Source organism: Vibrio sp. AIC-3 (assembly GCF_013114515.1).
GTDB classification, from domain to species: Bacteria; Pseudomonadota; Gammaproteobacteria; order Enterobacterales; family Vibrionaceae; genus Vibrio; species Vibrio crassostreae_C.
The window spans coordinates 109,724-130,600 of sequence record NZ_VTXG01000001.1 but is presented as its reverse complement, the minus strand read 5'-3'; the positions used below and the strand labels follow the sequence as shown (position 1 = coordinate 130,600).

Annotated in this window: 20 protein-coding genes; 14 read left to right on the top strand and 6 right to left on the bottom strand. The window is 44.4% G+C overall.

Going from position 1 to position 20,877, the window contains the following annotated elements; translation table 11 throughout:
• Window positions 1–111: 111 nt before the first annotated feature.
• The 6 genes from F0229_RS00600 to F0229_RS00575 all read right to left on the bottom strand — a co-directional run bounded on the left by F0229_RS00600 (window position 112) and on the right by F0229_RS00575 (window position 6,603).
• Complete coding sequence (locus F0229_RS00600; RefSeq protein ID WP_171732042.1) at window positions 112–1,092, bottom strand: alpha-L-glutamate ligase-like protein; 981 nt, start codon at window positions 1,090–1,092, stop codon at window positions 112–114.
• Between the two features lie 3 nt (window positions 1,093–1,095).
• The gene (locus F0229_RS00595) at window positions 1,096–2,601 is read right to left on the bottom strand and encodes an inactive transglutaminase family protein (protein WP_029235671.1); all 1,506 of its coding nucleotides are present in this window, start codon (window positions 2,599–2,601) and stop codon (window positions 1,096–1,098) included.
• Window positions 2,602–2,618: 17 nt separating this feature from the next.
• Complete coding sequence (locus tag F0229_RS00590; protein WP_171732041.1) at window positions 2,619–3,359, bottom strand: ATP-dependent zinc protease; 741 nt, start codon at window positions 3,357–3,359, stop codon at window positions 2,619–2,621.
• Between the two features lie 312 nt (window positions 3,360–3,671).
• Complete coding sequence (cmoB, locus tag F0229_RS00585; RefSeq protein WP_171732040.1) at window positions 3,672–4,643, bottom strand: tRNA 5-methoxyuridine(34)/uridine 5-oxyacetic acid(34) synthase CmoB; 972 nt, start codon at window positions 4,641–4,643, stop codon at window positions 3,672–3,674.
• Between the two features lie 186 nt (window positions 4,644–4,829).
• Entirely contained in the window at window positions 4,830–5,558 is a 729-nt protein-coding gene (gene cmoA, locus F0229_RS00580; protein ID WP_017062083.1) for a carboxy-S-adenosyl-L-methionine synthase CmoA, read from the bottom strand.
• Window positions 5,559–5,697: 139 nt separating this feature from the next.
• Complete coding sequence (locus tag F0229_RS00575; RefSeq protein ID WP_029235140.1) at window positions 5,698–6,603, bottom strand: DUF72 domain-containing protein; 906 nt, start codon at window positions 6,601–6,603, stop codon at window positions 5,698–5,700.
• A 314-nt stretch (window positions 6,604–6,917) separates the two neighbouring features.
• On the opposite strand from F0229_RS00575, the gene aspS reads away from it, so the two are divergent.
• From aspS to tolB, 14 genes are all read left to right on the top strand, one after another.
• Entirely contained in the window at window positions 6,918–8,696 is a 1,779-nt protein-coding gene (gene aspS, locus F0229_RS00570; protein WP_017062081.1) for an aspartate--tRNA ligase, read from the top strand.
• Window positions 8,697–8,868: 172 nt separating this feature from the next.
• Window positions 8,869–9,390: a crossover junction endodeoxyribonuclease RuvC gene (ruvC, locus tag F0229_RS00565; protein ID WP_004736470.1), complete on the top strand. Its 522-nt coding sequence runs from the start codon at window positions 8,869–8,871 to the stop codon at window positions 9,388–9,390.
• 196 nt (window positions 9,391–9,586) lie between these two features.
• Window positions 9,587–11,047: a methyl-accepting chemotaxis protein gene (locus F0229_RS00560; protein WP_136973579.1), complete on the top strand. Its 1,461-nt coding sequence runs from the start codon at window positions 9,587–9,589 to the stop codon at window positions 11,045–11,047.
• Window positions 11,048–11,139: 92 nt separating this feature from the next.
• Window positions 11,140–11,751 (top strand): Holliday junction branch migration protein RuvA, encoded by a 612-nt coding sequence (gene ruvA, locus F0229_RS00555; protein ID WP_008219934.1) that lies wholly within the window; start codon window positions 11,140–11,142, stop codon window positions 11,749–11,751.
• A gap of 164 nt (window positions 11,752–11,915) precedes the next feature.
• Entirely contained in the window at window positions 11,916–12,932 is a 1,017-nt protein-coding gene (gene ruvB / locus F0229_RS00550) for a Holliday junction branch migration DNA helicase RuvB (protein WP_171732039.1), read from the top strand.
• 552 nt (window positions 12,933–13,484) lie between these two features.
• Entirely contained in the window at window positions 13,485–15,071 is a 1,587-nt protein-coding gene (gene cydA, locus F0229_RS00545; protein WP_017630634.1) for a cytochrome ubiquinol oxidase subunit I, read from the top strand.
• Window positions 15,072–15,085: 14 nt separating this feature from the next.
• Window positions 15,086–16,222 carry a cytochrome d ubiquinol oxidase subunit II gene (gene cydB / locus F0229_RS00540; RefSeq protein WP_171732038.1) on the top strand — a complete coding sequence of 379 codons (1,137 nt, stop codon included), beginning with the start codon at window positions 15,086–15,088 and terminating at the stop codon, window positions 16,220–16,222.
• Between the two features lie 31 nt (window positions 16,223–16,253).
• Window positions 16,254–16,361: a cytochrome bd-I oxidase subunit CydX gene (gene cydX, locus F0229_RS00535; RefSeq protein ID WP_000270284.1), complete on the top strand. Its 108-nt coding sequence runs from the start codon at window positions 16,254–16,256 to the stop codon at window positions 16,359–16,361.
• Complete coding sequence (ybgE, locus tag F0229_RS00530; RefSeq protein ID WP_017055065.1) at window positions 16,354–16,656, top strand: cyd operon protein YbgE; 303 nt, start codon at window positions 16,354–16,356, stop codon at window positions 16,654–16,656. Before cydX ends, ybgE begins: the two co-directional genes overlap by 8 nt.
• A gap of 172 nt (window positions 16,657–16,828) precedes the next feature.
• On the top strand, window positions 16,829–17,266 hold the full coding sequence (gene ybgC, locus F0229_RS00525; protein ID WP_048616298.1) for a tol-pal system-associated acyl-CoA thioesterase: 438 nt from the start codon (window positions 16,829–16,831) through the stop codon (window positions 17,264–17,266).
• On the top strand, window positions 17,256–17,939 hold the full coding sequence (gene tolQ, locus F0229_RS00520) for a protein TolQ (RefSeq protein ID WP_010437896.1): 684 nt from the start codon (window positions 17,256–17,258) through the stop codon (window positions 17,937–17,939). Before ybgC ends, tolQ begins: the two co-directional genes overlap by 11 nt.
• A 3-nt stretch (window positions 17,940–17,942) precedes the next feature.
• Entirely contained in the window at window positions 17,943–18,386 is a 444-nt protein-coding gene (tolR, locus tag F0229_RS00515) for a protein TolR (protein ID WP_017062072.1), read from the top strand.
• A gap of 13 nt (window positions 18,387–18,399) precedes the next feature.
• Window positions 18,400–19,467: a cell envelope integrity protein TolA gene (tolA, locus tag F0229_RS00510; protein ID WP_146492170.1), complete on the top strand. Its 1,068-nt coding sequence runs from the start codon at window positions 18,400–18,402 to the stop codon at window positions 19,465–19,467.
• Between the two features lie 12 nt (window positions 19,468–19,479).
• Complete coding sequence (gene tolB / locus F0229_RS00505; RefSeq protein ID WP_060982374.1) at window positions 19,480–20,832, top strand: Tol-Pal system beta propeller repeat protein TolB; 1,353 nt, start codon at window positions 19,480–19,482, stop codon at window positions 20,830–20,832.
• Window positions 20,833–20,877: the final 45 nt, after the last annotated feature.

The following is a 20,877-nucleotide window of genomic DNA, read 5'->3' as shown; positions in this document are numbered from 1 at the left end:
GTGAAGACGGCTGGCATTAAAAAGCCGCGTAACTCTCAGAGTTATGCGGCCTTTTTATCGAGCTAGATTCAGTATCAATAACTGAGTCGTTTCGCTTTAATTTAGATGAGCTTAGTTTGGAACAATTTCGCTACCGTGAACACCAAATTGCTTAGCAGCGTAGGCAACGCGCTCTGCTGGTTTTGGGTATTCAGCCGGTGTGCCCAGGTTTTCAATATGATGCAAGCGAGGTAATAAACCTGCGCCGTTTGCAATCTGTATTGCTAATCCAGGGCGAGCGTTTAGCTCCAGTACCATCGGGCCTTCTTCTTGGTCTAAAACCATGTCCGTACCCATGTAACCAAGGCCTGTCATTTCCCAAGCACTTGATGCAAGTGTCAGCAGCTTTTCCCAATGGGGTACTTGTAGTAGCGCCAACTCTTTACCCGTATCTGGGTGGTGAGTCACTGGGTGGTCAAATTGAACCGCACGAACGGCTTTACCCGTAGCGATACAAATACCTACGCCCACAGCACCTTGGTGCAAGTTAGCTTTGCCATCAGAAGCTGAAGTAGATAGACGCATCATCGCCATAACAGGGTAGCCCTTGAATACGATGATTCGTACATCTGGTACGCCCTCGTAACTGAAGCCATCAAAACACTCGTCAAACTTGATGAGGTTTTCTACTACAGCTACATCGTTCTTACCACCAAGTGAAAAAAGACCCGCGAGAGCGTTACTGATGTGACGCTCTACATCTTCTTCATTGATAGTCGAACCCGATGGTTTGGTGTAAACGCCATCCTTGTGAGAGATCACAACAAGGATACCTTTACCACCACTACCTTGAGCCGGCTTGATTACGAAACCCGGCCACTCTTTTACCATCTTGTGGATTGTTTTTACTTCAGCTTGATGACCAATAACGCCAATTAGTTTTGGCACAGTAGCGCCAGCCTGTTCAGCAATGATCTTAGTCTTAAGCTTGTCATCAACGAGTGGATACTTGGAACGATCATTGTAGCGACCAATATAACTATGGTTACGCTTGTTCATTCCCATTATGCCTTTGTCTTTCAACCTAAACGGTGAAGTAAACTGATCAAACATAACTTAGTCCTCCGCTAGCGGTTTAAAGCGACGAAGCTCGGTTAGACGGTATCCTGTGTAGTTACCTAGTAGCAAGATGGTCGCTAGAATAACAAGTTGTAAACCAATAAAGTTAAACGTTAAGTGCTGAATGAACGGGTTAGTCATGCCTAAGTAAACAAGAACCGCAGTGAATAGAGAACCACCACCTTGCAGCATTACTTCTTTCGCGCCTTCTTCTTCCCATAGGATAGACATACGTTCGATAGTCCAAGATAGGATAATCATTGGGAAGAACGTAATGGATAGACCTTCAGTCAGACCCACTTTAAACGCGACCACAGTGAATACAGAAATAATCATGATTACCGTGATGATTACGGCGGATATCCTGGCGACCAGTAGTAAGTTGAGCTTGGATAAGTAACTTCGAATAATAAGACCTGTACCTACGATAAGTAGGAAGCCGACAATACCCGTTACCAGTTGTGTTTGTACAAAGGCTACCGCAATCAGTACAGGCATGAACGTACCAGACGTTTTCAGACCGATGATGACACGTAGGAACACAACAATCAGAGCACCGATAGGAATCAGCATGATGGTTTTAAACATCGCTTGCTCTTCTAGCGGCAGACTATGAATGGAAAGGTTTAACAGTTGATCCGCAGAGACTTTACTGTTGGTTGCTTCAGTGGGAGTCACCTCCTGAGCAATCATCGAGAAGTGAACTTTACTGTTCTGACCGCCAACCACGTCTAATAGAGATACATTTGATTCATCCCAAATTAGCAGGTTTGGCTGAACTTGCTGTTCGCTTGATTCAGGAGAGAATAAAACCCATTGGTCGTTATCCCAGATCTGGTTCATTTGCTGGATAGATTGACGACGACGTCCATCTTCTAGCTCGATAACACCAACCACTTTATTGTGAATGTTTGCTGCTGAAAGTAGCTTGTGTGTCGCTTCCACTTTAGTCATGTTATTCAGAATAAGCGCTGAGTTTTGGCTGTCTGGATCGTTAAGTGTTTTGATGAGCTCACGGGTAAAAGTGAGGTTGTCTGCAGAACGCTTTGTCGCTCTATCAATCAATGCAAAAGAAGCGGCTTCTTCAGGGCCGTCGAAGCTTGGCTGTGCGACTTCGCCTTCTGGCGGTATAGCATCAACTTTTGCTTGGTTGTCGACTAGGAATTGTGTTTTGTAGTAGATAGTTTGAGGGCCATCTGCGTATCGAATAGACCACTCTGCGCGGCGACCTGATTCGGTATTCAAGTAAGAGATACCATAACCTGGCGATGAAGCCGATTCGCCGATAAGTGTGTAGTTAGACTGAGTATGAGGAGCCGCTAAGGAAACTTTTGCTTCTTTGCCTACTGCGTTGAACTCGATGCGAGCTTCAACGTCCCAAACCTGTCTGGTTTCCCCTGGAGTCCAAGGTACACCGTAGGTCGTATGTCTGAACATACTCAGTGTTATACCTGCCACAATAAGCAGGAATATAGAGATATAAAATGGAATTCTTGACGTCATAGCTTACCCTACTATTGTTATTTAACTTCCGTTTGTACGTACTTTTTACTTACATCTACTAGCGCTATGTCTTTGATAAATTCGCGCCCTAGTAACACAGGGTGACTCATTTGAGAGCGATCCGCCAATGTAAATTGCGCTTTTTCATGGATTTTTCCAACTTTCACCCATAATTCGATCACAGCTCGACGTTCTGCTTGATCATTGGTTGATTGACGGATTTTTACATAACGTACAACAGGCGCTTCAATCCATTTCTGGTCTTCTTTAGCTTGGGCTTTGTCGTCTAGGTGAAATTTAACCCAGTTCTTGCCGTTACGTTCGAATTCTTTGATATCGACAGCGTTTAAAGAAGAGGTGGTTGCACCTGTATCAACACGAGCATCAAAGCTTTGCTTGATAGAGTCGATAAACACTTTTTCGATGCCGCCAAGGATAGTCGGTTGTGATATAGGAGCGATAGGAGCAACGGCAATAGCGACCGGTTCCTCTTCCTCTAGCTCTTCAATAACCTTGTGTTCCATGCTCGTTAGATGGGTATCTAATTGATTAGAAAGGGTAGTAATTTCGTCTTCTAAGCTTTCAATATAGTCACTTTGATTGCTTAGTTGCAGTTCAAGATTTTGAACCTTATTTGCGATGTTTGTCTCTGAGCGGGAAATAGCGTCGAGAGTTTCTTGGTGGTAGGTAGCACCATTTGTAAGAGTACAACCAGAGAGCAAACCAACCGCCACAATAGGCGATAATCGCTTAAACATAAAAAAACCTTTGAGAATTAGAGAATAGTTCAGACTATTTAGAAGTTTAGCCCACAAAAAAGGATGCGTGAAGCATCCTATTGTAAGAGTCTGGTCATATTGAATCGCAATGTGAGCGCTACGCCAATTATTGCTATTTGGAATAGCTCACTTATTAAACATAAGTCAATTTTTGTTCAATTCTTAAGCTAAGGAAGCAAGGTTCACCGCGAAATTAACAGTGGCTTTTTGACCATGCAAGCAATTGTTTTGCTGCCTTAATAGGCTTGTGCTTTATTTACTCAATATGCCACTGCTTTGTGGGCAGTAAATCTATGGCTTTGTTGCTACCAGAATCGCACGTCTCGGTGCAGGGTGACCTTCAACCGTTTTACTTGGATCGTTCGGATCGAGGTAATCTGGAAGAGAGTTGTGTGTCATCCATTCTGTGGTGCGTTGTTCACCAATTGTCGTGACATTTTCGTCAACGATTCGTACGTTTTCAAAACCAACTTGTTCTAGCCAGCGTTTCAGTGCGCGAGCTGAAGGGAAGAAGTAGACGTTTCTCATTTGCGCGTAACGGTCAACCGGAACTAATACTGCGTTCTCATCGCCTTCAATCACCAAGGTTTCAAGAACCAGTTCACCGCCAGACACCAATTGGTCTTTCAGTTGAATCAAGTGGTCCAGTGGTGAACGACGATGGTAAAGCACGCCCATGCTGAATACCGTGTCGTAGGCTTCTAGCTTTGGGAGCTGCTCAATACCTAGAGGTAATAGGTGAGCTCGTTGGTCATCGCCCATCAACTTACGAATTGCTTCAAACTGAACCAAGAATAGGTGGGAAGGATCGATACCAACCGTTAAGCGAGCACCTTCACCCAGCATGCGCCACATGTGGTAACCATTGCCACAACCTACATCGAGAACCGAACGGTTTTTTAATGGAGATATATGTGGAAGCACACGATCCCATTTCCAGTCACTGCGCCACTCTGTATCGATATGGATGTCGTGAACCGTATAAGGACCTTTTCTCCACGGGTGGAAAGTCTTCAATAAGCTTTCTAGCTTTTTCAGTTCGCCTGTGTGGTATGGCGTAGAACTACCAATCGTCACTGAATTTTTCAGGTCAACTTGATCTGGGACGTCTTGTGGAATCTTGTTTAGTGCACGTAGCCAGCGGTCAAAGTCACCGTGCTCTGCATTTTGCCAATCGGTCAGTTGCTGTGGCAGGACATTTAGCCACGGCTGAAGGCGAGTATCTTGGGCAATAAGTTGATAAAAATTGGCAAAATTAAACATAGGTTTTCACTGAGTTGGTGGTGTAGAAATTAAATTTGTCACTCCATTAAGAGTGTGGACAAACATGCTAGGGAATCTCGTTTATCGTGTTTGATAAGAGATCCCCAATTCGTTTGTTCCTCGCTCTTGAGGATGACATTTTAGTACGTGCTAACGGTGTCGCGACGGTTACGTAATCTAAAATGTTTACTTTATCGCGAACATTGAACCAAAGTTGAAACATTGGAACCAGACTTCGCTGCTTGAGAAGCCAATCTTATCAAATCGCTCTCTGTGAACAGGGATCGAATCCGGGCGCATCACGTTTTCAATTGCGCTACGTTTCTGACTTACTTCTAGCTCGCTGTACCCGTTAGCACGTTTGAAATCATGGTGCAGGTCGATAAGCAGTTCATTTGAGCTTTCATCTTCGAATACGTATTTTTCTGACAGGATTAAGATCCCGCCTGGGCGCAGGCCAGCATGAATTTTCTCAAGCAGAGCGTATCGATCGTCTGGAGAAAGAAATTGCAGCGTAAAGTTAAGCACCACAACAGAAGCGTCTTTGATTTCCACTTCACGGATGTCGGCTTCAATCACTTCTACCGGTGTGTCACTGCGGTAAGCATTAACGTGCAATTTGCAGCGCTCAACCATGGCTTCTGAATTATCGATCGCGAAAATCGTGCAGCCTTCTTGCTGAATGTGACGACGCATAGAAAGTGTCGCCGCACCAAGCGAGCAGCCAAGGTCGTAAATATTTGAATGTGGCTTTACAAAGCGCTCAGCCAGCATGCCGATTGCAGAGATGATATTGCTATAGCCAGGCACCGAGCGTTGAATCATATCCGGAAATACTTCAGCAACCCTTGCATCAAAGGTGAAGTCTCCAATTTTATCAATAGGAGCGGAAAAGATATTGTCTGTGTTGCTCATAGCATTTTCTCTCGACAGTCAGCGTAATTGGCACAAAATTCGTACCAAATAAAAGGGGGCGTATTTTACGTAAAAAAAACGCCACTGTCACGAAAACTGAGATTTAGCTCAAGGTTCGAAGCTACTTACAAGTGAGAGGTTAAAACATCGAGATTTGGTGATTGCCTTTTTGAGCTGGAAACTGAGCCAGTTCGGGCAGTAATAATGATGTATTTTCAGAGACTTGCTTTTGTAGCCTCTTATAAATAGCAATCGCAAGTTCAGGTGCGTGGTTATTGTCTGGGGTGTGGATCATTAAATAGGGCTGCTTGCCTTCATTAAGCCAGTTTGGGATTTTGGCAAACCAAGGCTTAAAAAACTCAATATTAGGTTCTTGGTCTGGGTGACCAATAAATCGAATCATCGGGTTATTGGCGGTAGCAATTGCATGAACAGGAACACGCGGTTTTTTCTGATGCGCATCGATCACCGCTTCTGTGGTGGGTGGCGCAGAGAAAACGGGGCGGCTGTCCATAATGATGCGATTGATGCCTTCCTCAACCAGCCATTGGTTGAAGCGTTTTTCCGCATCGCCCTTATCAAAGAAACCTAAGTGTCGAACTTCGACGCCAAGCTGCATATCTTTTGGGAATAAGGTGCAAAACTTTTGTAGGGCAGGCAGCATGCTGGGCTCAAAACTGTGCGGCAGCTGAATCGTCCATTGACCAATACGGTCATGCAGTGGCGACATCGTCATCAAGAACTCTTTGAGTTCGGCTTGGCAGTGTCTCAGTTGTTGCTGGTGGGTGATGAATTTGGGCAATTTGAAGGTGAACTTGAAATCATCGTGACTGGCGGCTTTCCAATTGTGAACGGTAGACATACTTGGCGTAGCGTAAAAGGTGGTGTTGCCCTCAACGGTATGGAAAACTTGGGTGTATTTTTCCAAGCGTTCGGCAGGCTTGGTGCCTTTACCGTAGAACTGACTTTGCCACTCAGAATGAGACCACATAGTTAATCCAAGTCTTAGAGGTAAAGTTTCTGTTGTTATTACACGATTATCCATCTATTACACCGTTATCCATCACGCCATCAGTCATTACAAAAAGTTTTTGGGTTGAAACGAAAATCTACTTTACGAGAGTTTTGCTGATTAAGGTACTTTCGAGATATAATTATCGCAATTTTTTCGGTTTTGATGAATCTTTGCGCACTTGATGGGCTAAAAAGCAGCAAAGCCAGATAAAACACAATAAATTCGAATGTGGAAGGTCGATTTTAAGCGAGTTTCCGCGTATAAATGTTCCTTTGCTCTGTTGTGTGGAATGACCACTGACAGCTTGGAAATTAGTAAATAATTAAGAGATTGGGAAATTCATTATGCGTACCCATTACTGTGGTAACCTGAACAAGTCCCTGGCGGGACAAACTGTAGAATTGTGCGGCTGGGTAAACCGTCGCCGTGATTTAGGCGGTCTTATCTTTATTGATATGCGTGATCGTGAAGGCATCGTTCAGGTTGTTGTCGATCCAGATATGAAAGATATCTTCCCGATCGCTAACCAACTGCGTAATGAATTCTGTATCAAGTTTACTGGTGAAGTACGAGTTCGTCCGGACAGCCAAGTAAATAAAGACATGGCTACTGGTGAAGTAGAACTTTACGCGACGGGTCTAGAGATCATTAACCGTTCAGAAGCGCTTCCACTAGACTTCAACCAAACGAACTCTGAAGAGCAGCGTCTTAAGTACCGTTACATCGATCTTCGTCGTCCAGAAATGAGCGACCGTATTAAGCTTCGTGCACGTGCTTCTAGCTTCGTTCGTCGTTTCCTAGATGAGAACTTATTCCTAGACATCGAAACGCCAGTACTAACGAAAGCGACACCAGAAGGTGCTCGTGACTACCTAGTACCAAGCCGTGTTCACAAAGGTAGCTTCTACGCACTTCCTCAATCTCCTCAGCTTTTCAAGCAACTGCTGATGATGTCTGGTTTTGACCGTTACTACCAAATCGTTAAATGTTTCCGTGATGAAGATTTACGTGCTGACCGTCAGCCTGAATTTACTCAAATCGATATCGAAACATCTTTCATGACTTCTCAAGAAGTACGTAACGTGACTGAGAAGCTTGTTCACGATATGTGGAAAGAACTTCTAGATGTTGAACTAGGTCAATTCCCAGTAATGCCTTTCTCTGAAGCGATTCGTCGTTTCGGTTCTGATAAGCCAGATCTACGTAACCCACTAGAGCTAGTGGACGTTGCTGACTTGGTTAAAGATGTTGAATTCAAGGTATTCTCTGGCCCAGCTAACGACGAAAAAGGTCGCGTAGCAGTTATCCGTGTTCCAGGTGGTGCTAAGCTAACTCGTAAGCAAATCGACGGCTACGCTGAACACGTAAACATCTACGGCGCGAAAGGCCTAGCTTGGATGAAGGTTAACGACCGTGCTGCAGGCATGGAAGGTATTCAATCTCCAGTTGCTAAATTCCTAAGCGAAGACGTAATCAACGGTATTCTAGATCGTACTCAAGCTGAATCTGGCGATATCATTCTGTTCGGCGCAGACAAAGCGGGCATCGTTGCTGAAGCAATGGGCGCACTTCGTCTTAAACTAGGTACGGATCTAGAGCTAACAGACACATCTGCATGGGCTCCACTGTGGGTTGTTGACTTCCCAATGTTCGAAGAAGACGGCGAAGGTAACCTACACGCAATGCACCACCCATTCACATCACCACTAGGTGTGAACGCGGAAGAGCTAAAAGCGAACCCAGCAGCAGCAAATTCTGATGCATACGACATGGTAATCAACGGCTACGAAGTAGGCGGCGGTTCTGTACGTATCCACAACGCAGAAATGCAAACAGCGGTATTTGGTATCCTAGGTATCGAAGCACAAGAGCAACAAGAGAAGTTCGGCTTCCTACTTGAAGCGCTTAAGTACGGCACGCCACCGCACGCTGGTCTAGCATTCGGTCTTGACCGTCTAGCAATGCTGCTTTGTGGTACTGAGAACATCCGTGACGTTATCGCATTTCCGAAAACAACAGCTGCAGCATGTCTACTGACAGACGCGCCAAGCCTAGCGAACCCAGCATCACTGGAAGAGCTAGCAATCGCAGTTAAATTGGCAGAGAAAAAAGAGCAAGCGTAAGCCTGTTATCTTTTCTTGTTGATGAAGAGATCCTAGTTGATAGAGAGCTCTCAATTAATTAGCCAAGACTTGCCAGTAAATTAGAGAATGCCCGTTAATTTGACGGGCATTTTTTTTTGCGTTCGATATACTAAGCTCATAAAGCATGTATAAATAATCAGTATTTGAAGTTATGTCTATTATCTTAGGGATTGACCCTGGCTCACGCATTACCGGTTACGGTGTTATTCGTCAAAATGGCCGCCACCTATATTACTTAGGGAGTGGTTGCATTCGCACCTCAGAAAAAGAGTTGCCGGGCCGACTCAAACAAATCTACGCCGGTGTGAGCGAAATTATTACTCAGTTCCAACCGGATGTGTTTGCGATAGAGCAGGTCTTCATGGCTAAGAATGCAGACTCAGCGCTTAAGCTTGGGCAAGCTAGGGGCAGCGCGATCGTAGCGGCTGTAAATGCGGATTTGCCTGTTCATGAATACGCGGCTCGTTTAATTAAGCAAGCGGTGACGGGTAATGGTGGTGCGGACAAGTCTATGGTTCAGAACATGGTGATGAGCATGCTTAAGTTACCCGCTAAACCACAGGCCGATGCTGCCGATGCTCTAGGCGTAGCGATCACTCACGCCAACACCAATAAAACTTTGGTAGCTCTTGCTGGTAAAGCGACAGGCGCGAGAAAAGGGCGCTACCGTTAATCCCATCCCTCTATTTTCTAATAGCTTGCATTACATGAGCCTTACGCCTCGTTTGGCTCAGTTCAAAACAATACGCCCCTAAATCCTTGATGAAATGAGATCTTTCGAACACAAACCAAATAATAACATTGCGCATCATTTAACATGTTATTAACATTGGTCAGAGGTCTAACAAGTTAATCAAGGATGATCACTGATGAACCCTATCAAGCTGTGGCGCGCGTTGTTTCTACCCAAAAGTAATGGGTGGAGTAACAACCAAGTCAGACAAGCCGATATCTTATTACTCTTTACCTTTATCGCCTTCTTTGTGGGTGTCTACAGCTTAATTAAATGGACAAAGCACGAAGAGCAACTTCTGATCACCACATCTGTATTCCTTATCGTGTTTGAACTGATCTCCGCACTGCTGTTGCGTGTTACCAGTAAACCCAGCCTTGCACTTAGCTTTGGTTTTGTCGGGATGGCAGTACACGCGTTGAACATCATCTACCAAAGCGGTGGTGTGGTGGCGTCAACACAGGCTTATTGGGTGCCTTTGTTAGTGGTCGCTTTTTTCTTGTCGGGAACTCGAATTGTCGCCCTTGTATGGAGTGGGTTAGTGATTGGCGTTTCTTTGGTGATGACTTCAGCTCATCTTGATGGCTTTGAATTTCCGCAGTTAGTACTTACTCCGGAAGCGGTGGTGGTTGAAACATGGTCTGGTGTGATCATGCCGCTGGTGGTGATTTGCATTGCTCAAGCGTTTACCGCTAAGCAAAAAGAGGTGGCGATTGAAATGGCAGAAGATGCGATCTCGGAAAGCCAACAGATTGCCAATCAAGCGACGCAAAGTGAAGGTCGACTTTCTATTGTCCTAGACCAAGCTAACTCAAACTCTGAAAGCTTACAGGGCGTATCTGTCCATTTAGATCAGCAGTCTCAAGACCTGCATGCTCAAGTTGAAGTGTTGAACATCAATTGCGAATCTCAGGCGAGTGCAGCAGAACAGATGAGCCAACAACTGCATCAAATGACTCAAGGCATCGAAGAATCTAATTCATTTGTGGGTGAGCTAAAAGAGCGCAGCGAAGCGGTCGGAATGAAAGCGCAAAAGAGCTCAGAATCACTAGAAGCCTCAACCAGTGCAATCAGCCAGATCATTCAAAGTAATCAAGAAATCATGAAAGTCGCTGATTTGATTACCTCGGTTGCCGAGCAAACCAACCTATTAGCACTCAATGCAGCTATAGAAGCGGCTCGTGCCGGTGAGCAAGGACGAGGTTTTGCGGTAGTTGCAGACCAAGTGAGAGAGCTATCGGCGAAAAGCAGCCATTCCGCGATAGAAATTCGAACCTTATTAGACCGAAGTAAAGAAGAAGTGGAACATGGCAGAGCCATCATTGAAACTACGGCCAATGAAATGAACGGCATTATCTCTGAGGTGCAAACCATCTCGACCGATGTTAATCAGCTCACCAATATTATGGCGATGCAGATGAGCTCATTGAAAGAACTCGATCTCGCCAGTTCAGAAGTGGCGCAGAGCGTTGCAGAAACCAAATCCGTGTCAAGTTTAGTCGCTAATTATGGTTCTGAACTGACCGGGCATGTCACCTCAGTAAAAGAACTGGTCGAAAGCTTAAACAGCGTGGTTTCCCAAGCTAAGCAAGCTTAAATAAATCATCCTAATAAACACAAAGAACTGGATAAGCATCCAGTTCTTTTATATTCTGTCCCTCAAATTATATTCCATCAAGAGAGTGAATTGTGATCGGACGTCTACGCGGCACATTAATAGAAAAACAGCCACCAGAATTATTGATTGAAGTCAGTGGCGTTGGTTACGAAGTACAAATGCCAATGAGCTGTTTTTATGAACTACCAAACGTAGGCGAAGAGGCAATTATCTACACGCATTTTGTAGTACGTGAAGATGCTCAGCTACTTTATGGCTTCAATACGGTTAAAGAGCGGGCGTTATTCCGTGAAGTCATCAAAGCAAACGGTGTGGGCCCTAAACTTGGCCTTGGTATTCTTTCCGGTATGACGGCGAGCCAGTTTGTTCAGAGTGTTGAGCGTGAAGACATTTCTACGCTAGTGAAGCTACCGGGTGTTGGTAAGAAAACCGCTGAACGTCTAGTTGTTGAAATGAAAGACCGACTAAAAGGTTGGGGTGCTGGAGACCTGTTTACGCCTGCGACTGACGCGGCGCCAATTGACTCTATGCCAACCGTTCACGATGCTGAAGAAGAAGCGGTAAGTGCACTGCTTGCATTGGGCTATAAGCCGACTCAAGCTTCTAAGGTGGTTTCTCAAGTGGCTAAAGAAGGTATGACGAGCGAACAGTTGATTCGTGATGCCTTGAAGTCGATGGTTTAATAAAAACCGACGCTGACGATGTAAGCTCAGTTACTGCATCGTGTTTATCTCTAGCGACTACCATCTCGTTAGAATATCCTCAGTATTCATTAGCTCGAATATTAGATAACGGCTAAGCAAGAATTAAAGATAACAGAGTTAACACTCTCAAATTGGAACTCTCTATGATTGAAGCAGATCGCCTCATTGCTCCTGACAATCCGGTCTTTAAAGATGAAGATGTTATCGACCGTGCAATACGACCAAAGGCGTTAGCCGACTATCAAGGTCAGGACCACGTTCGTGACCAGATGGAGATTTTCATCAAAGCGGCGCAATTGCGTAATGAAGCACTTGATCATCTGTTGATATTTGGTCCTCCAGGCTTGGGTAAAACCACGTTGGCGAACATTGTTGCCAATGAGATGGATGTCAACATTCGTACGACTTCAGGCCCTGTTCTAGAAAAAGCAGGCGACCTAGCGGCGTTACTGACCAATCTCGAAGAAAATGATGTCCTGTTCATTGATGAGATTCACCGTTTAAGCCCTGTGGTTGAAGAGGTGTTGTACCCTGCAATGGAAGACTACCAATTAGATATCATGATTGGTGAAGGCCCAGCGGCACGCTCTATCAAGATTGACCTTCCTCCTTTTACTTTGATTGGCGCAACCACTCGTGCTGGCTCACTGACATCGCCGTTACGTGACCGTTTTGGTATTACTCAGCGTCTTGAGTACTACAAGGTTGAAGATCTACAAAACATCGTTCAGCGCAGTGCAGATTGCCTTGGTCTTTCTATGGAGTCCGAAGGGGCGCTAGAAGTTGCTCGCCGAGCTCGTGGTACGCCACGTATTGCTAACCGTCTACTGCGCCGTGTTCGTGATTATGCGGAAGTAAAAGGCGACGGGCATATTTGTCCGGAGGTTGCTGACAAAGCGCTAAACATGTTGGATGTCGATGCTAAAGGTTTCGACTACATGGATAGAAAGCTTCTGCTGGCGATTATGGAGAAGTTTGGTGGTGGTCCGGTAGGTATCGACAACATGGCTGCCGCGATTGGTGAAGAGAGAGACACTATTGAAGATGTGTTAGAACCTTACTTGATTCAACAAGGTTACCTACAAAGGACGCCAAGAGGTCGAATCGCGACCGACAGAGCGTATTTACACTTTGGAATAGATAAACCCTCCAATCGTTAAATTATTCATTTTTAAAGATCCCAGTTGCATAAGCGCTGGTTTTTTTTGCTTTTTACTGAATAACAACTCTTTGAGCGAGTCGATAAAAAGATCGAAAAGGGAGCTTCAAAAATGGAAACTTTGATTTCAGGTTTGATTTAGATAACAGGAAATGAAATAAGTTGTCATATTTTTTGTTAATACTTTATAGGTAGTTGTAATTCTGATGTTGAGGCGGTGCTGAGTATTTGTCACAGATATCATGCGCTGTTATTAAGATAAGCATAATTGGTGTGATTTTAATCATAATTGTACAAAAATAACTCTAATTTGCTCGAATAAATTTGATACAAATCAACGCAGGGTTCTCCCATAAACCTTTTGAAACATACTGATTTTACCAGTAATATTAGCGCCAGCTATATTAGCTCATGCTTAACAATAATCTAACTATAACGGTACGTTTTTGCTACAAATTTCAACTTGTAATAACAATTACATAAATTGTTTTAACGTGGATTTTTGCGGTGAATAATCACACAAGTGTCATTCAGCCGACACAAAGGAGTTACCATGATTGATGTTGTTGATCTGTCGCGATTGCAATTTGCATTTACAGCGATGTATCACTTCCTATTTGTTCCACTGACACTAGGTATGGCATTTCTACTTGCCATTATGGAGTCAGTTTATGTAATGACTGGCAAGCAAATTTACAAGGACATGACTAAGTTCTGGGGTAAATTGTTTGGTATTAACTTTGCTCTTGGTGTAGCGACAGGCTTAACCATGGAGTTCCAGTTCGGTACTAACTGGTCTTACTATTCTCACTATGTTGGCGACATCTTTGGTGCTCCGCTGGCTATCGAAGCGCTTGTTGCATTCTTCCTAGAGTCTACTTTTGTTGGTCTTTTCTTCTTCGGTTGGGACAGATTGTCGAAGCGTCAACACTTAGCGGTAACATGGTTAGTAGCACTTGGCTCTAACTTTTCTGCGCTTTGGATCTTGGTAGCTAACGGCTGGATGCAAAACCCAGTGGGTGCGGAATTTAACTTTGAAACTATGCGTATGGAAATGGTGAGCTTCGCTGAAGTTGTACTAAACCCAGTAGCACAGGTTAAATTCGTACACACAGTAGCGTCTGGTTACACAACGGGTGCGATGTTCATCCTTGGTATCAGCTCATACTACATTCTTAAAGGTCGTGACCTTGCCTTTGCTCGTCGTTCTTTCGCGATTGCAGCATCTTTCGGTATGGCGGCGATCCTGTCAGTAATCGTACTAGGTGATGAATCTGGTTACGAGCTTGGTGAAGTTCAGAAAGTGAAGCTAGCTGCTGTAGAAGCAGAGTGGCACACGGAAGAAGCACCAGCAGCATTTACTGTTTTTGGTATTCCTAACCAAGAAACAATGGATACTGACTACGCAATTAAGATCCCTTACGTAATGGGTATTATTGCAACGCGTTCTCTTGATAAAGAAGTAACGGGTCTACGTGACCTACGTGATGACCACGTTGATCGCATCCGTACAGGTATGTACGCATACGAACTACTTGAGAAACTACGTGCGGGCGATAAGTCTGAAGAAAACATGGCAGCGTTCGATGAAGTGAAAGGTGACCTAGGTTACGGTCTACTTCTTAAGCGCTACACAGATGACGTTGTTGATGCAACAGAAGACCAAATCCAAATGGCTGCGGATGATTCAATCCCAACAGTTTGGCCTCTATTCTGGTCATTCCGTCTGATGGTTGCTTGTGGCTTCATCATGCTGTTTGTATTCGGTGCTGCGTTTGTTCAAACGTGTCGTCAGAAAATCGAACAGAAACCATGGGTACTTAAAGCTGCGCTATTCTCAATCCCACTGCCTTGGATTGCGATTGAAGCAGGTTGGTTCGTTGCTGAGTTTGGTCGTCAACCATGGGCGGTTGGTGAAATCCTACCGGTTAACGTTGCTGCATCAGCACTAACTATTGAACAGCTTTGGACTTCTCTATTCGCTATCCTGGCATTGTACACAGTGTTCTTGATTGCTGAAGTTTACCTAATGCTGAAATTCGCACGTAAAGGTCCAAGTAGCTTGAAGACAGGCCGTTACCACTTCGAACAAAACGATAACTCTGTTGAAGACAAAGTTAGCCGTTCAGTTGAAGTATAAGTGAGGGAATATTAATGTTTGATTACGAAAGCTTACGACTCATTTGGTGGGTATTGATCGGTGTTCTACTGGTTGGTTTCGCCGTAACTGATGGCTTCGATATGGGTGTTGCCGCTCTTTCTCCTGTTATCGGTAAGAGCGACACTGAACGTCGTATTATGCTCAATACTATTGCCCCTCACTGGGATGGCAACCAAGTTTGGTTGATCACTGCTGGTGGTGCATTATTTGCTGCATGGCCGCTGGTTTACGCAACGTCGTTTTCTGGCTTCTACTTCGCAATGTACGCGACGTTAGCTGCGCTTTGGTTACGACCACTTGCACTTGACTACCGTTCTAAGATTGAAGACCCAAAATGGCGCAAAACTTGGGACTACGCACTTTGCTTTAGTGGCACAGTACCCCCAATCATTTTTGGTGTTGCATTTGGTAACCTATTACAAGGTGTACCATTTGATCTGAACAGTCTAATGATGTCAAAGTACCACGGTACGTTCTTCGCTCTGTTGAACCCGTTTGCATTACTATGTGGCGTGTTGGCTCTAATGTTGTTCGTAATGCAAGGTGCAACATGGCTTCAAATGAAGACAACAGAAGATCTGCATCGCCGAGCTCGTAACGTTGCTCAGATCACTGGTCTAATTGCAATTGTTCTGTTCGTTATTGGTGGCTTCTGGGTTCAATCTATCGAAGGCTATGTAATCACGAGCACTATCGATACGTTTGCAGACTCAAACCCACTAAACAAAGAAGTCTCACTTCAAGTGGGTGCTTGGATGACAAACTTCGAAACGTATCCTGCAATGTGGGCGGCGCCGATCCTTGGTGTAGCAATGCCACTGCTTGCTGTGATTGCATCTCGCTTTGAGCGTGGTGGTTTCGCATTCTTGTTCTCAAGTCTATCTAACGCTGGTGTTATTTTAACGGCTGGTTTTGCAATGTTCCCATTTGTAATGCCATCTAGCCTGAACCCTAGCCATAGTTTGACTATGTGGGATTCAACAGCTAGTGAGCTAACGCTTGGTCTTATGACCGCAGTTGCGGCGGTAATGGTTCCTGTGATTCTTGGCTACACAACTTGGACATACTACAAAATGTTCGGTCGTCTAGATAAGAAACACATCGAAGATAACGACGTTTCAGCTTACTAAGCTAGAAGTGAAATAACTTAGGAGAAATTTTATGTGGTATTTCGCATGGATTTTGGGTGTACTTCTAGCATGTGCATTCGGCATCATTAATGCTCTTTGGCTAGAGCATTCAGAAATGATGGACAAAGACAGTGAGTAATCTCGCAGAGCAAATCGCTAAACTGCATCAACCAATGGATAAGACTCTATTAAGAGCTTTATCCTTGGTATTGGGTTTCATGCATGTTGGTTTAGTGATGTGGGATCCTGAAGCGTATGCGACAAGCATCGGGGGCTTTAACGCGATCATCGGGCCAATGTTTATCTGGGCTGTTTGCTCAAGCATGGTTTACGGTATTGGATTTAAGCCAAGAGCTTGGATGTGGCAGCTACTGTTTAGCCCATACGTTTCACTCACAATTTTGCTCTACCTAACGGTGCTGCGCCTTCTATAAAAGGCAAAGGATTTAGGTTCATAACGATGTGAATCTTTATACTTGTTGGGTTTTTAGCCAAAAAGAGGTCATCTTATACAGATGGCCTTTTTTTTCGTCTGTTAAATCAAAAAATTCACAGCGATATACTATTAATGATAAGGAGTTAGGTTATAGTGAGATCTTTATCGTTTTGGATTGTGGTAGCAAATTGCAGGGATTATCTAAGCCATTTACGTGGCCAGTGACAGTGTATTACGAAGACACCGATGCAGGTGGTGTTGTATACCATTCAAACTATCTTAAGTTTTTCGAACGCGCTCGAACTGAGATGTTGCGCTCAATTGGCGTTTCTCAGCAAGTCTTGTTAGAACAAAACATCGGTTTTGTAGTCCGACATATGGACATTGATTTTATTCAAGGTGCGCGTCTTGATGATTCTTTACAAGTCATTACAAATATTTACGAGTTGAAGCGAGCTACCTTGGTCTTCTGTCAAGAGATCGTAAATCCTGATGGCAAAGCATTGTGTAAAGCAATGGTTAAGGTAGCATGTATCGACAATCAAAAAATGAAACCAAAGGCAATGCCAACATTTATTCTTACGGAGCTAACGAATAGTGACTGCTGAAATCTCAATCTTAGGCCTAATTTTAGAAGCTAGTTTATTAGTTAAAATGGTCATGCTAGTTCTTATGGGCATGTCTGTTGTTTCTTGGGCGATGATCATCAAAAGAAGTAAAGTATTATCTCAAGCTTCGAAACAAACAGAAGTGTTTGAAGATAAATTTTGGTCAGGCGTTGATCTTGCAAAATTGTACCAAGAGAGCAATAAACGCAAAGACGAGCTTTCTGGTACTGAAGAAATTTTCTACGCAGGCTTTACTGAGTTTGCTCGCCTTCGTAAATCGAATGCAACTTCACCTGACTTCATTATGGAAGGCACAGGCCGTGCGATGCGCGTTGCTGTTGCTCGTGAAGTCGATGAACTAGAAACTAACTTACCTTTCTTGGCGACCGTTGGCTCTATCAGTCCATACATCGGCCTATTTGGTACGGTTTGGGGCATCATGCACTCATTCATCGCATTAGGTGAAGTGAAGCAAGCTACGCTCGCAATGGTTGCCCCTGGTATTGCAGAAGCACTGATCGCAACAGCAATGGGTCTATTCGCTGCAATTCCAGCAGTAATGGCGTACAACCGCTTCAGTAGCCGAGTAGGCAAGCTAGAGCACAACTACGCGACTTTCTCTGAAGAGTTCCACAGTATTCTTCACCGTCAAGCGATGGCTGGCAGGGAATAATAGATGGCTGGATACCAACCTAAAAAACGCAAAATGACAGCAGAGATTAACGTTGTACCTTACATCGACGTTATGCTTGTTTTGTTGATCATTTTTATGGTGACTTCACCGTTTGTTACTCAGGGCGTTGACGTTGAGTTGCCTCAGGCTTCAACGGCTAAGTCGGCACAAGATCTATTGGGTGACGACAACGCGAGTTTCATCATCGTTGAAGTGAACAAAGACGGTGAGCTTGGCTTGAGTGTTAATGACGAAGAAGTACAACGTGGTTTATCCATGGAAGATATTATCGTCCGAGTGAAAGCTGAGTTGTCTTTGAAGCCAAACTCTCCAGTGGCGGTAGGTGGTGATGCCGCAACGCCATACGCTGAAGTGGTTTTATTACTTGATGAATTAAGCCGTGCAGGTGTGCCAAAGGTTGGCCTTTTAACGGATATAAGGGAATAGCTCCGTAGCATTCATGAAAGCGAATAATAAAAAATCCAATAATTTCAGATCACCGCTTCTTATTTCTCTTGGGCTGCACGTCATTTTATTCGTTGCGCTCATTTGGGGAGCGGATTTCACGATGTCAGAGCCAAAGCCTACAGGGCAGATGGTTCAAGCTGTGGTGATTGATCCTCAGTTGGTTCGCCAGCAAGCTCAACAGATTCGTCAACAAAGAGAAGCGGCGAGTAAGAAAGAGCAAGAGCGTTTAGACAAACTAAGACGTGAAAGCGAACGACTTGAAAAGAATCGTAAAGCTGAAGAAGAAAATATTCGTAAGCTGAAAGAAAAGCAAGCTAAGGAAGCTAAAGCGGCTCGAGAAGCGGAAAAGCGCCGAGTTGAGAAAGAAAAACAACGCAAAGTTGAAGAAGCGCGTTTACAGCAAGAGAAAAAGAAAGCCGCTAAAGCCGAAGCTGATCGCAAGCTAAAAGAAGCTGCGTTAGTGAAAGCCGAGAACGAGCGTAAAGCCAAAGAAGCGGCGATTGCAAAAGCGGAACAAGAACGCGTGGCAAAAGAGAAAGCCGCGAAAGAGGCAGCAGACAAAGCTCGTAAAGAGAAAGAAGCTGCTGAACGCGCTGAAAAGCAACGCATAGCGAAAGAGAAAGAAGCGGCAGCCGCAGCAGAGAAAGCCCGTAAGGCAAAAGAAGCTGCAGCAAAAGCAGAAAAAGAGCGTAAACAGCAAGAAGCAGCATTGAACGATATCTTTGCTGGTCTTGAAACTGAAGCGACTCAAAACTCTTCAGCAAGGCAACAATTTATCAGTGATGAAGCTCAACGTTACGGTGCTATCTATACCCAACTGATTCAACAGAACCTGTTGTTAGAAGACAGCTATCGAGGGCGTTCGTGCCGAGTGAACCTTAAGCTAATTCCAACCGGTTCTAACGCGATATTGGGTAGTTTGAGTATCTTAGATGGTGATAGCCGTCTATGTGCAGCAACCAAACGTGCTGTGGCACAAGTGCAATCTTATCCATTGCCTAAAGACCCAGACATTGTGAACTCACTGAAAGACATTAACTTAACTGTATCACCAGAGTAAAAGGACGAACTTGTGTTAAAGAAACTATTACTGAGTTTTGTTTTCTTAATAGCGACAAGCAGCCAGTTCGCACATGCGGCACTGGAGTTGGTTATTACAGACGGTATTAACTCTGCACGACCTATCGCTATTGTCCCTTTCCGTTGGGAAGGCGCGGGACCATTGCCACACGATGTATCAGCCGTTATCGCTTCTGACTTACAACGCAGTGGTAAATTCAGCCCGGTTGCAACAAGCAAAATGCCTCAAACGCCTTATAGCGAATCTGAGGTCAACTTTGATGCTTGGACTAACCTAGGCGTTGATTCATTGCTAACAGGTAGTATCACTAAAAATGCCGAAGGGCAGTATGTGGTGAACTACCAACTGATCGACATTGTTCGTGGTCAATTGACTAAAGGACAAAGCCGCGCACTAAGCGATGAAGGCCAATTGGTACTTTCTAAAGACCACGTGTTGTTCAACAAAAAAGCGACAGTGCCTGGTAAACGCTTGCGAGAGTATGCACACCGCATCTCTGACTTAGTGTATGAAGAACTCACCGGCGAAAAAGGGGCGTTCTTAACTCGTATCTCTTACGTGGTCGTTAACGACAAAGATAAATACCCGTACCAACTTCGTGTTGCTGACTACGATGGCTTTAACGAGCGTTTAGTTCTTCGTTCTAAGCAACCGCTCATGTCACCAGCATGGTCACCAGACGGTAAGAAACTTGCTTATGTGAGTTTCCAAAATGGCCAAGCGGAAATATTCATCATGAATATTTACACGGGTGAGCGTGAGAAAGTGACGTCATACCCTCGTCACAATGGTGCGCCAAGATTCTCACCAGATGGTAAAACATTGGCATTGGTATTGTCGAAAACAGGTAGCCTTCAGGTGTACACACTTGACCTTGCTAGCCGTAAGCTGACACAAATTACCCGTGGCCGTTCTAATAATACGGAACCATTCTGGCACCCAGATGGCAAGTCTCTTATTTTCACATCGGATCGTGGTGGTAAACCACAGATTTATAATGTAAATTTGTCAAATAATTCGACATCTCGTATTACTTGGCAAGGTAGCCAAAACTTAGGTGGCCAGATCACCCCTGATGGTCGATTCCTGATCATGGTGAATCGCAGTAACTCAGGTTTTAACTTGGCTAAGCAAGATTTGGAAACAGGTGCGGTTCAGGTACTAACAAAAACATTGTTAGATGAATCTCCAAGTATTGCACCGAATGGAGGTATGGTTATCTATAGCTCTATTTACAACAAAACTAACGTACTATCGATGGTTTCTATCGATGGCCGTTTTAAAGCTAGATTACCGGCAACCAACGGACGCGTAAGAGCGCCAGCGTGGTCACCGTTTCTCTAGTTAATTTGATACATTCTTTTAGCTATTGATAGTGTTAACTATTGT